This is a genomic window from Enterococcus sp. AZ126, assembly GCF_051714545.1.
Lineage (GTDB): Bacteria > Bacillota > Bacilli > Lactobacillales > Enterococcaceae > Enterococcus_L.
Window position 1 is genome coordinate 2,352,000 of the sequence record NZ_JBIOSB010000001.1, and the last position, 14,415, is coordinate 2,366,414.

12 protein-coding genes are annotated in these 14,415 nt (G+C 36.7%); 8 read left to right on the plus strand and 4 right to left on the minus strand.

Annotation, left to right across the window (positions count from 1 at the left end; translation table 11 throughout):
- Positions 1-142: 142 nt before the first annotated feature.
- Positions 143-3,796: a DNA-directed RNA polymerase subunit beta' gene (gene rpoC / locus IGI43_RS11130; protein WP_438757860.1), complete on the plus strand. Its 3,654-nt coding sequence runs from the start codon at positions 143-145 to the stop codon at positions 3,794-3,796.
- Positions 3,797-3,843: 47 nt separating this feature from the next.
- On the opposite strand, the gene IGI43_RS11135 is transcribed toward rpoC, so the two are convergent.
- Positions 3,844-4,563: a glucosamine-6-phosphate deaminase gene (locus tag IGI43_RS11135; protein WP_438757861.1), complete on the minus strand. Its 720-nt coding sequence runs from the start codon at positions 4,561-4,563 to the stop codon at positions 3,844-3,846.
- Between the two features lie 137 nt (positions 4,564-4,700).
- Here IGI43_RS11135 and msrA point away from each other — a divergent pair, with 137 nt between their 5' ends.
- Positions 4,701-5,234 carry a peptide-methionine (S)-S-oxide reductase MsrA gene (msrA, locus tag IGI43_RS11140; RefSeq protein WP_438757862.1) on the plus strand — a complete coding sequence of 178 codons (534 nt, stop codon included), beginning with the start codon at positions 4,701-4,703 and terminating at the stop codon, positions 5,232-5,234.
- A 44-nt stretch (positions 5,235-5,278) separates the two neighbouring features.
- Here the strand turns inward: msrA and IGI43_RS11145 are convergent, their stop codons facing one another.
- A complete protein-coding gene (locus IGI43_RS11145) occupies positions 5,279-5,965 on the minus strand; it encodes a prepilin peptidase (RefSeq protein WP_438757864.1) in 687 nt (228 codons plus the stop codon).
- A gap of 102 nt (positions 5,966-6,067) precedes the next feature.
- On the opposite strand from IGI43_RS11145, the gene IGI43_RS11150 reads away from it, so the two are divergent.
- The 3 genes from IGI43_RS11150 (at position 6,068) to IGI43_RS11160 (ending at position 9,005) form a co-directional block, all read left to right on the plus strand.
- Positions 6,068-7,597 (plus strand): gluconokinase, encoded by a 1,530-nt coding sequence (locus IGI43_RS11150; protein WP_438757865.1) that lies wholly within the window; start codon positions 6,068-6,070, stop codon positions 7,595-7,597.
- Positions 7,598-7,659: 62 nt separating this feature from the next.
- Entirely contained in the window at positions 7,660-8,397 is a 738-nt protein-coding gene (locus IGI43_RS11155) for a DUF5105 domain-containing protein (RefSeq protein WP_438757866.1), read from the plus strand.
- A gap of 119 nt (positions 8,398-8,516) precedes the next feature.
- Positions 8,517-9,005: a Dps family protein gene (locus IGI43_RS11160; protein ID WP_438757867.1), complete on the plus strand. Its 489-nt coding sequence runs from the start codon at positions 8,517-8,519 to the stop codon at positions 9,003-9,005.
- Between the two features lie 54 nt (positions 9,006-9,059).
- On the opposite strand, the gene argH is transcribed toward IGI43_RS11160, so the two are convergent.
- Together argH and IGI43_RS11170 are read right to left on the minus strand one after the other, a co-directional pair.
- Positions 9,060-10,445, minus strand: a complete 1,386-nt coding sequence (gene argH, locus IGI43_RS11165; RefSeq protein WP_438757868.1) for an argininosuccinate lyase — start codon at positions 10,443-10,445, stop codon at positions 9,060-9,062.
- Between the two features lie 253 nt (positions 10,446-10,698).
- A complete protein-coding gene (locus tag IGI43_RS11170; RefSeq protein ID WP_438757869.1) occupies positions 10,699-11,910 on the minus strand; it encodes an argininosuccinate synthase in 1,212 nt (403 codons plus the stop codon).
- 364 nt (positions 11,911-12,274) lie between these two features.
- On the opposite strand from IGI43_RS11170, the gene rplM reads away from it, so the two are divergent.
- The 3 genes from rplM to IGI43_RS11185 all read left to right on the plus strand — a co-directional run bounded on the left by rplM (position 12,275) and on the right by IGI43_RS11185 (position 14,258).
- A complete protein-coding gene (gene rplM / locus IGI43_RS11175; protein ID WP_303393681.1) occupies positions 12,275-12,721 on the plus strand; it encodes a 50S ribosomal protein L13 in 447 nt (148 codons plus the stop codon).
- A 13-nt stretch (positions 12,722-12,734) separates the two neighbouring features.
- Positions 12,735-13,127: a 30S ribosomal protein S9 gene (gene rpsI / locus IGI43_RS11180; RefSeq protein WP_010762225.1), complete on the plus strand. Its 393-nt coding sequence runs from the start codon at positions 12,735-12,737 to the stop codon at positions 13,125-13,127.
- 861 nt (positions 13,128-13,988) lie between these two features.
- Positions 13,989-14,258 (plus strand): DUF6075 family protein, encoded by a 270-nt coding sequence (locus tag IGI43_RS11185; RefSeq protein ID WP_438757870.1) that lies wholly within the window; start codon positions 13,989-13,991, stop codon positions 14,256-14,258.
- Positions 14,259-14,415: the final 157 nt, after the last annotated feature.

Here is a 14,415-nt window from a genome sequence, read left to right on the forward strand (position 1 = left end):
AAAATTGTCAAGTTAGTTTTGTTTCATACTCACTTTGTAGAAAGAGAGTTGAGACAGTTGGTGGAAGAAAATGAGTATTAAAAAATACTGTATTTTTCTTTTCACCCTAACTTTTCCTATCAAGAAATGGAGGGAATCCCTTTTGATCGATGTAAATAAATTCGAAAGTATGCAAATAGGTTTAGCTTCTCCAGAAAAGATCAGAAGCTGGTCTTACGGCGAAGTAAAGAAACCTGAAACGATTAACTACCGTACGTTAAAACCTGAACGCGAAGGGTTGTTCTGTGAACGCATTTTCGGCCCAACTAAAGACTGGGAATGTGCCTGTGGAAAATATAAACGTATTCGTTATAAAGGTATCGTTTGTGACCGTTGTGGTGTAGAAGTAACTCGTTCTAAAGTTCGTCGTGAACGCATGGGACACATCGAGTTAGCAGCACCTGTTTCACATATCTGGTATTTCAAAGGTATTCCATCTCGTATGGGTCTTGTATTAGACATGAGTCCTCGTGCCTTAGAAGAAATCATTTACTTTGCCTCTTATGTGGTAATTGATGCTGGAGATACATCTTTAGAGAAAAAGCAATTATTAACAGAGCGCGAATATCGCGATAAACGTGATCAATATGGTCAAGGTTTTTCTGCTGCAATGGGTGCAGAAGCTGTTAAACAATTATTGGATAACGTTGATTTAGATGGCGAAGTTGCTGGTTTGAAAGAAGATTTAAAATCAGCGCAAGGTCAAAAAAGAACACGTGCGATTCGTCGTTTGGATATTTTAGAAGCATTCCGTGCTTCTGGAAACTTACCAAGCTGGATGGTTATGGATGTTATACCTGTAATCCCGCCAGATTTACGCCCAATGGTTCAACTAGAAGGCGGACGTTTTGCGACAAGTGATTTGAATGACTTATATCGTCGTGTAATCAACCGTAACAATCGTTTGAAACGTTTATTAGATTTAAACGCACCAAACATCATTGTTCAAAATGAAAAACGTATGCTGCAAGAAGCGGTGGATGCGTTGATCGATAATGGTCGTCGTGGCCGTCCTGTTACAGGACCAGGTAACCGCCCATTAAAATCTTTATCTCATATGTTGAAAGGGAAACAAGGTCGTTTCCGTCAAAACTTACTGGGTAAACGTGTCGATTACTCTGGTCGTTCAGTTATCGTCGTAGGACCTAACTTGAAAATGTTTCAATGTGGTTTGCCAAAAGAAATGGCAATTGAATTATTCAAACCATTTGTAATGCGTGAGTTAGTTCAACGCGAAATTGCAACAAACATCAAAAACGCAAAACGTAAAATCGAACGCGGAGAAGATGAAGTTTGGGATATCTTAGAAGAAGTTATTCAAGAGCATCCAGTATTGCTTAACCGAGCACCTACACTGCATAGACTTGGTATCCAAGCCTTTGAACCAGTATTAGTTGAAGGTCGTGCAATTCGTCTTCACCCATTAGTCTGTGAAGCCTATAATGCCGATTTCGATGGTGACCAAATGGCCGTTCACGTTCCGTTAAATGAAGAAGCGCAAGCAGAAGCACGTATGCTGATGTTGGCTGCTCAAAACATTTTGAATCCAAAAGATGGTAAACCAGTTGTAACACCTTCTCAAGATATGGTCTTGGGTAACTACTACCTAACAATGGAAGAAGAAGGACGTGAAGGGGAAGGTATGATCTTCCGCGACATGAATGAAGCTGTTTTAGCATGGCGTAATGGATATGTGCATTTACACTCACGTATCGGAGTTCAAACAACATTACTTGGTGACAAACCGTTTACGGATTGGCAAAAAGAACGTATTTTAATTACAACGGTAGGTAAGATCATCTTTAACGAAATCATGCCTATAGAATTCCCTTACTTGAATGAACCAACGGATTACAACTTAACGGTGCAAACGCCAGATAATTACTTTGTAGAAGCGGGTACAGACATTCCTACTCACATTAAAGAACAAGAACTAGTCTTACCATTCAAGAAGAAAAACTTAGGAAATATCATTGCTGAAGTCTTCAAGAGATTCCATATCACTGAAACTTCTAAGATGCTTGATAGAATGAAAGACTTAGGGTACAAACATTCTACTCATGCTGGTATGACTGTTGGTATCGCGGATATCATGGTATTGCATGAGAAACAAGAAATCATTGATGATGCGCATAAACAAGTAGAAAATATTACGAAACAATTCCGTCGTGGTCTGATCACAGATGACGAACGTTATGAACGTGTTATTGCTGTTTGGAACAAAGCCAAAGATGAGATCCAACAAAAACTGATTGAAAGTATGGATGCTAAAAATCCAATCTTCATGATGTCGGATTCTGGGGCCCGTGGTAACATCTCCAACTTTACTCAGCTTGCTGGTATGCGTGGTTTGATGGCCGCACCTAATGGCCGTATCATGGAACTACCGATCATCTCTAACTTCCGTGAAGGACTTTCTGTCTTAGAAATGTTTATCTCTACCCATGGAGCCCGTAAAGGGATGACCGATACCGCCTTGAAGACAGCCGATTCAGGTTACTTGACTCGTCGTTTAGTTGACGTTGCACAAGATGTTATCATTCGTGAAGACGATTGTGGAACTGACCGTGGTCTAGTGATTCAATCTATTCGTGAAGGAAATGAAATCATCGAGCCTTTAGAAGAACGTCTACTTGGACGTTACACTCGTAAAGCCGTTATGCATCCTGAAACAGGCAAAATGATTATCGGTGAAGATCAATTGATTTCAGAAGATCTTGCAAGAGAAATCATTGATGCTGGTGTTGAAACTGTAACGATCCGTTCCGTATTTACATGTAATACCAAACATGGTGTATGTAAACACTGTTACGGCCGTAACTTAGCAACGGGTTCTGGTGTTGAAGTTGGTGAGGCAGTTGGTACAATTGCCGCTCAATCAATCGGAGAGCCTGGTACTCAATTAACAATGCGTACGTTCCATACAGGTGGGGTTGCCGGAGATGATATTACGCAAGGTCTACCTCGTGTCCAAGAAATTTTTGAAGCACGTAATCCTAAAGGGCAAGCAGTCATCACAGAAGTAACCGGTGAAGTGATCGATATTTCTGAAGATCCTGCAACACGTCAAAAAGAAGTAACGATCAAAGGGAAAACTGATACACGTACGTATACAGTTCCTTATACAGCTCGTATGAAAGTTGCGGAAGGCGATACGATCCGTCGTGGTGAACCATTGACAGAAGGTTCGATCGATCCTAAGCAACTATTACAAGTTCGCGATGTTTTATCAGTTGAAAACTACCTGTTACGTGAAGTACAACGCGTTTACCGTATGCAAGGGGTAGAAATCGGCGATAAACATATCGAGGTAATGGTGCGTCAAATGCTTCGTAAAGTTCGTGTCATGGATCCAGGTGACACCGAAATCTTACCAGGTACATTACTAGATATCGCTGAATTTAAAGATCGTAACTATGACACATTAGTAGCCGGCGGCGTTCCTGCAACAAGCCGTCCAGTCTTACTAGGAATTACAAAAGCATCATTAGAAACAAACAGTTTCTTGTCTGCTGCGTCATTCCAAGAAACGACTCGTGTGTTAACAGATGCTGCGATTCGTGGCAAAAAAGACCCATTACTTGGTTTGAAAGAAAATGTTATCATCGGTAAGATCATCCCAGCTGGTACTGGTATGGCTCGTTACCGTAACATGGAACCAAAAGAAGTTGGCGTAGCGAGCGAAAATGTCTACAGTATCTCCGATATTGAAGCACAAATGGCTGCTGAAGATGCTTTGAATGAGTTGAATAAATAGTTAAATAGAAAAAGGCTTGAAATCAATTGATTTCAAGCCTTTTTTACTTAGTTTAGCTCTGAAGCAGCTTCTTGATCTAAAACAAGTGTTAAGTTCGGATGTGTTTGTAATAAAGAAGCTGGAACTTCGTTTGTAATTGGACCAAAGAAAGCACGTTTGATGATATTCGCTTTTTTCTTTCCGGTAGCAAATAGCACAATTTCTTTGGCTTGCATCACGCTTTTTGGACCCATGGTTACGTAAAATTCTGGACGTTCATTTTCATCTCCGCCTACTTCGTTTAGTAGGATATCTTTCATGTTCTCAGTAGCATCTTCTCCAACATAAGAAGTTAAGTCTTCAAACTTGGTTGTTCCTGGTAGATTTCCACAGTAATGGCCATCTGCTCCGATACCTAACAGAATCAAGTCTAATCCACCGTCTTGTTCAATTCTTTTGTCCTGTGATTGGTAGTTCGTTTCATCTAATGGATGAATCTGACTTTCAGGAATTTTTGCTGGTTTAAAGAAGAGGTTATTGAGATTTGTCATTGTCACACCCCATCCTTTTTTCTTTTTGAATGGGATTTCATCGAAGTTATAATAATGAACATTATCAAAATAGGCCTTATTTTTTGTGTCAGTAACCAAATATTCATACATTTTGACGGGTGTTGAGCCAGCTGTAATTGCCAGATTAACTCGTTTATGTTGATACATTTTTCCTAGTAGAATATTAGCAGCGACACGGCTCATTTTTTCGTAGTTTTCTTCAATGATGATTTTCATAGTATTGACATCTCCTTCTTTTTATTCAATTTATCATGTGGGAACCATCCCATGTCAATGAAATTTTTTTACAAGCAAATCTATATCATTATTTTTTTATTCGGCTTATGATAAAGAAAAAAAGAGGTGACGTAATAATGGAACATAATTATGAGAAAGCAATTTTTGCCGGAGGCTGTTTCTGGTGCATGATAAAACCTTTTGATACGCAACCGGGTATTATATCAGTTGTCGCTGGCTATACAGGAGGACACGTTGAAAATCCAACTTATGAACAAGTCACGACTGGTTTGACGGGTCATACAGAGGCTGTTGAAATAACATATGATCCCACGATGATCCCATATGAAAAACTGGTGGAAACCTATTGGCAGCAAACAGACCCAACAGATGCTTTAGGACAATTTGCTGATCGGGGCGATTCCTATCGCCCAGTCATTTTTTATGCAAATGAGACTCAAAAAGAAATCGCAGAAAAATCGAAAGCTGCATTACAAGCAAGTGACCGTTTTACACAACCAATCGTGACCAAAATCGAGCCAGCCCAAACTTTTTATCCAGCAGAAGACTATCATCAAGACTATTATAAGAAACATAGCATACATTATAACCTATATAAAGAAGGCTCTGGACGTGCTGGATTTATTCGGAAAAATTGGAAAGATAAATAACTTATAAATCGAGACAGAAGCAGATTATACTTTTGTCTCGTTACTTATTTACATAAAAACACAAAAAATAATCCGATGCTCAAAAATGGTACAAAGGGAAGTTGCCGTACTTCTTTCTTTAAAATATATCGGGCAACTAAAAGAAAAAGCAACCCACTACTGCTGGCAATGAATAATAAAAGGATAAGAGATTCAGTGCCTAAGAGCGCTCCCCATAAAGTTAGTAGGAGAATATCTCCGCCTCCCACGGAATCAGATAAGATATAGTTTAAGGCATGTAGGCTAAAGAAAATAATAGTACTTGTGAAAAGATAAATTGGCAAAGCTAAATAAATATGCCCGAAACATAATAAAATAGAGAATGGAAAAAAAATTTTAGGCTCAACGATTAAATAGAATATGTCTGTTAAAGATAAGGTAACTGCTGTAAATAAAAAGCAAAGAGAATACAACGGATAAACAGACTTAAAAGCAACAAAAAAACAAAGCAACCCACAAATCATCTCACTGTGAAAATAAACGGATGATAATTTATACCCACAATAACGACAACGAAAGCGTAGAAAAATTATAGAAATAATCGGAATCATTTCAAAAACGGTCAACTTAGTCTGGCAATAAAAACAATGAGAAGCGGGATATAAGATAGATTTACCTATAGGAATTCGCTCAGCTGCCAAACAAAGAAACGAACCAATCACACAACCAAAGATAAAATAAATAATCGACATAAAAATCTCCTTTCATAATAATAAATACGCATTTAAATGCTTTTTTAACTAGACAAATATTTTTTTATTAGGAATAATGAAAGTGAGAAATGAGGCGAGAAAATGGAAAAAATAGCAATTGGTGTGGATATTGGTACAACGCAGACAAAAGCGGTCGCTTTCAGAGCAAATGGAACAGTTCAGGCATCTGCCTACGTTCGTTATCCACTTATTCAGGAAACAGAAGGCATGGCAGAACAAGATGTGGAGCAAATTTTTCAAGCAGTGATCATGTGTATCCAGCAGGTGGTCAGTGATGTACAGCCTCTTGAAATTTCACTTATCTCTTTTTCTACAGCGATGCACGGGTTGATTGTTATGGACAAAAATAATCAACCGCTGACTCGAGTCATCACTTGGGCAGATAACCGTGCAGAGAAATATGCAGAAGAACTAAAGGATACATCTTTAGGAAAAATGATGTATCAAAATACAGGATTGCCGATGCATCCAATGACTCCATTTCACAAAATTCGTTGGTTAAAACAAGAATTTCCAGAAATATATGAGCAAGCAGAGAAATTTATTGGTATGAAAGAGTACGTTTTTTATCGATTATTTGATCAATATATCACGGATATCAGTACAGCTTCTGGGACTGGATTTTTAAATATTCATGATCTCATTTGGGATCAACAAGCTTTAGCCGAGATGGGAATCACAAAAGAACAGTTGCCATTGTTGGTTACACCGACTCACCAATTAATAGGTTTAGGTGCGCAATGGTTAGAGCAATTGGGAATAACCGCAAAAACAGTTTTTGTATTGGGAGGGGCAGATGGTCCGTTATCTAATTTAGGATTGGGTGCTATAGAAAAAGGTACGGCTACGTTGACGGTTGGAACAAGTGGAGCTGTGCGCTATATTGTTGAACAACCTTGTACGCATCCACAAGCGGAGACTTTTTGCTGTGTTCTAGATGAAAACTATTGGGTGATCGGAGGAGCTACCAGTAATGGTGCTGGGATTTTTGATTGGGCATGTGAAACATTATTAAAAGAGGCCCAGACGGAAGCTCGTGAAGCTAGAAAAAATCCTTATGATGCAGTAATGAATCGTGTAATGGAAACCTCGGCAGGTGCCAAGGGATTGATGTTTCATCCTTATTTACTTGGAGAACGTGCCCCGCTATGGGATGCGGAAGCTGCTGGTGGTTTTATTGGATTGAAGCGAAATCATGATGACAAACTCATGATGCGTGCAGTGATTGAAGGGATCTGTTTGAATTTAAAGCGAATTTTAACAGAATTAGAAGAGCTAGGCGGATCAGTAAGAGAAATACGAGCGACAGGTGGTTTTGCTGATTCAAAAGGATTTAAGCAAGTGATGGCAGATGTCTTTGGGTATACACTTTCATTAACTGAAAGTGTTGAAGCGTCGGCTTTGGGTGCGGTTATGTTAGGCTGGCAAAGTTTAGGCATAATTTCTGATTTAAAGACTGCTTGTGAGAAAGTTGAAATTTATGAAGTAGTAGAGCCTGATAAAGAAAACTATGAAATTTATCAACAGATTTACCCACTATTTATCACAACACAGCAGCAATTATCTGCTAGTTATCATCAATTAGCGAAATTGAGAGCAGATTTAGAATAAAATTATTTTGACAAATAGCGCTGAACTTGTTTTACTAGTAGTAAGAGAACGGAGGAAAGGACATGAAAAAGTTATGGATTATCTCTTTGGTTTTAGCTGGGATTTTTCTGACAAGTTGTGGATCTAAAGGGATCTCAGCAGAAGATGCGGGTGCGTTGTTTGTTGATCGTATGATTTATCAAAAAGAAGAAAGTAATTTTACCAAAGAATTTCGCGACGGTGAACAAGTTGGTAAAGAACTAGATGACAATAGTAAAACATTTGAAGAAAATTTTGCTAAAGGTTTATCTTCGACAGGAGCAAAAGTTCCAGAAAAACAGGCAGATCAATTAACAAATGAACTTTTGAAGCAAACAAGAGAAAAAGCAACTTATAAGATCGTTCAAATAGATGAAACGAAAACAGGAGCCACAATCACTTATTATGTGACTGGATTAGACTTAGTGAGTGCGATGCAAGAGATGACGAGACAACTAGTAAAAGATACATTGGCAGATCCTGAAATAGTTAAGGATGAACAAAAAACATTGGAAGCAACTTTTTCTATCTTGGAAGAACGGATCAAATCAATAAAAATCAAAACAGATCCAGTTGAAGTGAAATTACGTTTAGAGAAAGAAAAAGGCAAATGGTTTGTACCAAATAATCAAAAAACGGCAGTATCTAATTTATTTATGGCATTTGTTTCTGGTTCAAAAGATATAGATACGATGAATAAGGAATTACAAGAAGCGTTGAATGACGTTGCGAAAGAGATCATTGATTCAATGGATATGATACCGATACCTAGTAATGATTAGTATTTTAGTTTATAATGATTATTAAATGAGAAAAGTTTTAAATATGAAGATATTAGTTTACTTTTTTGTTGTTTCGTACTACAATTGTAGTAGATATAAATTTAGGAGGATGATGTATAATGAAATTTGAACAAACTAAAGAAGTATTGAATCAACTAGTTGCAGACTTAAGCCAGTTTTCAGTAGTGATCCATCAAACACACTGGTATATGCGTGGTCCAGAATTCTTGACATTGCACCCTAAAATGGATGAATACATGGATCAAATCAATGATCAATTAGACGTTATCTCTGAACGCTTGATTACATTAGATGGGGCTCCTTACTCAACATTACAAGAATTTGCTGACCATACTGGTATTGCAGATGAAATTGGCACATATGAACGTACGATTCCTGAACGTATGGAAAAATTAGTAGAAGGCTATCATTATTTAGCGGACTTATATCAAAAAGGTATTGAAGTTTCTGGTGAAGAGGGCGATGATTCTACACAAGATATCTTTATTGCAAACAAAACAGACCTAGAGAAAAACATCTGGATGTTACAAGCAAAATTAGGGAAAGCACCTGGTATTGATGCAGATTCACGTGCTAAAACTCGTTAATCTAAATAATATAAGAGCATATGGAAGATAGTTGGTTATCTTCCATATGCTTTTTTAGCGTTCTTCACTTTCTAGTTTTAACTTGCTACGTTTGATTGCTGCATTTACCTGGTCAAAGCCAGTTCCGCCATATGAATGACGACGTTCGATGGCGGTCTTTGATGCTAGGGTTTGGTAGATATCTGATTCAATCAACGATGTAATTGCTTGATAGTTTTCCAATGGGACGTCTTGCAAATAAATTCCTTTTTTTGTACAGTCCAAAACTAATTTCCCAACGACTTCATGTGCTTGTCTGAAAGGCATTCCTTTGTTTGCAAGATAGTCTGCCAACTCTGTTGCATTTGAAAAATCTTTTTCAGTTGATTTTTCCATTATTTCTTTATTTAGTTTCATTGTTTCGACCATACCTGCCATGATCTCTAAACTAGTTAAAACTGTGTGAGACGTATCAAACATGCCTTCTTTGTCTTCCTGCAAGTCTTTGTTATAAGCTAACGGTAAACCTTTTAAAACCGTTAAAAGACTGAATAAATTGCCATATACGCGGCCTGACTTTCCACGAATCAATTCTGCCATATCTGGATTCTTTTTTTGGGGCATGATCGAACTACCCGTTGAGAACGTATCCGTCAATTCAATAAATTGAAACTCATGGCTGCACCATAAGATTATTTCCTCGCAAAAACGTGAAAGATGCATCATCAAAATAGAACTGTTACTAAGGAACTCTAAGATGAAATCCCGATCGCTCACGCCATCTAGGCTGTTTTCATAAATAGAAGAAAAACCCAACAACTCAGCTGAATAGGATCGATCTATCGGAAAAGTTGTTCCGGCAAGAGCTGCAGAGCCTAATGGCGAAATATCGATTCGTTTTAAGCTTTCCGAAAAACGTTCTTGATCTCGTGTCAACATGCCGTAATAAGCCATCATATGATGAGCAAATGAAATAGGCTGCGCGTGTTGTAAATGAGTGTAGCCAGGCATAATAGTCTCAATATTTTCTTCAGCTTTTTGGACTAAAACTTTACGAAATAAATGGATTTTTTCAATGACTTCTTGAACGATTTCCTTTAAGTAAAGATGCATGTCTGTAGCGACTTGATCGTTTCTACTTCGACCTGTATGCAATTTACCAGCGACAGGACCGATTTCATCATGTAGATGTTTCTCAATATTTAAATGGATATCTTCGTTTTCTATACTAAATTCAAGGATTCCGGTGACTAATTTTTTTTGAATAGTAGTAAGTCCAAGTGTAATCTGTTCAGCCTCTTCTTCGGTTAAAATACCTGTCTTTGCAAGCATTTTTACATGTGCTAAACTTCCAGTGATATCTTGTTGGGCTAATTTTTGATCAAATGCAATAGAAGCCCCAAATGCATCTATCCAGGCTTCATTTTTTCCTTCAAAACGTCCACCCCATAATTTTGCCATCATAAACACCTCATTAATTATTCATTGGAATAAGTAAGTGATCACCTATTTTTCAAAGCAGATGATCTGTTTACTTATGAATTATCTATTAGAAATAGTATTAGCGGACAAGAATCAATTTTTAAGCGGAAATTCTTGTTCTTCGTTGCAACGAGCTTAATTATCGGATGAAGACTTATTGATTTCCTTATTTCGATCCACAAATCGAAAAGAAACGCTCCTAGGATAAGTCGATTGAAATAGGCAAATAAAATCAGTATTCCTTATTTTTGTTTAATGCCGCTTGAACTTCTGCGTTGACTTTAGTTGGTAATCCCCAAAGTTTGATAAAACCAACGGCCGCATCTTGATCGAACGTATCGGCAGATGTGTAAGTTGCTAAGTTTTCGTTATATAGACTGTTCGGTGATTTACGACCTTCAACAATGGCATGTCCTTTGAATAATTTTACTCGAACGATACCATTGACATATTTTTGTGTAGATTTTAAGAAAGCAATCAAAGCATCAGTTAGTGGGTTGAACCATAATCCATCATAAATAATTTGAGATAATTGATTTTCAATAATTGGCTTGAAGTGTGCTACTTCGCGCACGAACGTTAAATCTTCTAGTTCTTTATGGGCGGTCATCAGCGTAATCGCTGCTGGACATTCATAAACTTCGCGTGATTTGATACCGACTAAGCGATTTTCTACATGATCAATTCGACCAATACCATGTTTACCAGCTAAATCATTCAAATCCAAAATTAAATCAGATAGCAACATTTCTTGTCCGTTGATAGCAGTAGGGACACCTTCGACAAAAGTTAGCTCGATAATATCTGCTTTATCTGGAGTATTTTCTAAACTAGCCGTTAATTCATAAGCGCCTTCTGGCGGAGTTGCCCATGGATCCTCTAAAATACCACATTCATTTGCACGTCCCCAAAGGTTTTGATCAACGGAATAAGGATTATCTAAATCGGCAGGAACTGGCACGCCTTTTTCTTTTGCATAATTGATTTCTTCTTCACGAGACCATTTCCATTCACGTACTGGAGCAATAACGTTGAGCTCAGGTGCAAGGGCATTGATCGCTACTTCAAAACGTACTTGATCATTCCCTTTTCCTGTACAGCCATGAGCAATCGTTGTAGCTCCTGTCTCGTGTGCTAATTCTACTAATTTTTTAGCGATAAGTGGGCGGGATAACGCGGATACTAATGGATACGATTGCTCATAGAATGTATGCCCTTGTAAAGCAATTAAAGCGAATTCTTGTGCAAATTCTTCTTTGGCATCAATAGTATAAGAAGCAGAAGCGCCAACTTCCAATGCTTTATTTTTGATGAAATCTAAATCTTTTTTTTCACCAACATCTAAGCAGCAAGCAATCACATCATATCCTTCGTCAACTAACCATTTAACGGCAACAGAGGTATCTAATCCCCCGGAATAAGCTAAAACAACTTTTTGTTTCATCATGTAACACTCCTTATTTTCTAATTTTCTTTTTTGATTGTTCTCATCATATCACTTGAAAATGCAAAAATCAACACTTTTTATAAATAAATATACATAAAAATGGATTAAAAAGTAAAAATATGCAATTTTTATTTGTGAGATTACATAATATACATTACGTATTTTTTTGCAATTTTCACTTTTTAAATAGACACTATTTTTGAATCAGAAAAATTAGCAAGAAAAAATAGTGGAAAACGTCAGAAATTCATTGACTTTACTAGTGATAGAAGGTATCATGTTAAATGGTATTGTTTGCCCCACAATGAGCCCCGGAAACTCAAGTGAATGTCAAACATCGAATAGAAAATTGGAGGAAAGAATCGTGCGTACAACATATATGGCCAAATCTGGCGAAGTAGAACGTAAATGGTATGTAGTAGATGCAACAGATATCCCAATGGGACGTCTATCAACTGTAGTTGCTTCTATCTTACGTGGAAAAAATAAACCAACATTCACACCACATGTGGATACTGGAGATTTCGTAATTGTAATTAATGCTGACAAAATCAAATTAACTGGTAACAAAGCAAGTGATAAAATTTACTACCGTCACAGCCAATACCCAGGTGGGTTGAAATCTGTTACTGCTGGTGAATTACGCGATAAAAACTCTCGTCGTTTAATCGAAACTTCTGTAAAAGGTATGCTTCCTAAAAACACTTTAGGCCGTAAACAATTTACTAAGTTGAACGTATACGGTGGAGCTGAGCATCCACATGCTGCACAACAACCAGAAGTATTAGATATTACTAACCTAATTTAAGGAGGGAAATTCATTGGCTCAAGTACAATATATCGGCACTGGCCGTCGTAAAAATGCAGTTGCCCGCGTACGTTTAGTACCTGGTACTGGTAAAATTACTGTAAATAAAAAAGATGTTGAAGAATATATTCCACACGCTGACTTGCGTGAAGTTATCAACCAACCATTTGGTGTAACTGAAACTAAAGGCGCTTATGATGTAATGGTAAACGTTAATGGTGGAGGCTACTCTGGTCAATCAGGTGCGATCCGTCACGGAATCGCTCGTGCATTATTAGAAGTAGATCCTGATTTCCGTGCTGCTTTAAAACGCGCTGGACTTCTTACTCGTGATGCCCGTATGGTAGAACGTAAAAAACCAGGTCTTAAAAAAGCCCGTAAAGCTTCACAATTTTCAAAACGTTAATTGTTGGAACCGTTGCGAATTTATTCGCTTACGAATACAATATGGGACGGAGATTTTACAAGAAATTGAGTACCATTCAATTGCGACATCTCAAGACACTTTCCAAGTTTTTGGAAGGTGTCTTTTTTTGATTTGAGTAAGATTTTTTTTTGACTTGCTACCAATTAATCTTGGTTTGTCTGTCTATATTTTTCTAAACATATGATTATATCAATTTTTGTCTGTTAGCATGACTATAAACATCTCGAATTCTTGCTGAAATTAGCACAACAAAAGTATGCAAAAAATAATGAAACACTAAAAACTACTTTCAAATACCGAAATAGCCGAAATTCGAAGACCGATTACCTTCAGGTGCTAATTAATAGATTTGAGACTCTAATAGAACAAAGTAGAGTATTTCAAAAGAAGCAACTAAACAAAAGAGAGCGTAAAGAATTACTAAGGTTTATAAGAGAATTGAAGAAATTTAAAGATGGATGTTTGTAGTATAACGTCATTAGTTAAGTAAAAGACCACCTAGAAGATACTCCTGTCAAAGGCTGTCTTTTAAGTATTCTTTTGATATGTACTAAGAAATTGTACTTTGTCTTATAATCTGAAAAATTATAAATTTATCATAAAGTGATATTTAAATTAAGGTGAATAGAAAAGATAAACTGTTTCAATTCAACTATTCGAATAAAAAAGGTACAGGAGCTACCAATATGAATAGTGATCATATATTAAGAAATCAAGCACATGCAACATTTTTTGAAAAAAATACTAAAAATAAAAAATTTGATTGTCATTAGTTTCCTTTAATTTATTTGCTAGGACTATCAGAAATAAGCAGAACTCATTTTAACGAAATTTATTCCAGTGGAAAGGGCGCTAAAATATGAATCTATTTCTGCAGATTGGCAAACCGAAGAATCAACTCGTCTAACAATTGTAGCATTTAATCTATATGAAGATTATTTATTTAGTTTTAGTGATCAAGCCTATCAGCATAAACTAAATCTAGAGTTTAATGAAGAACAAAAAGAAAACTGGAATAATTTTATAAAAATTAATTCAATTAGTAATCTATTCTCGGATTTAAAGCTGAGGGAATTTTATCTCCAAGCAATCGGTTTGCGTTTAGATTAATTGTATAAAAAAACTTACAATTAAATAATATATTTTTCCCTTAAAAAATAATCAATTAGAATCTGAATACTTGCATTAAATCGTATTTTTATTTCTAAAAAACGTTGACAAGAAAACTTAATGACCGATATACTTACTTATGTAAATGATTTTATTA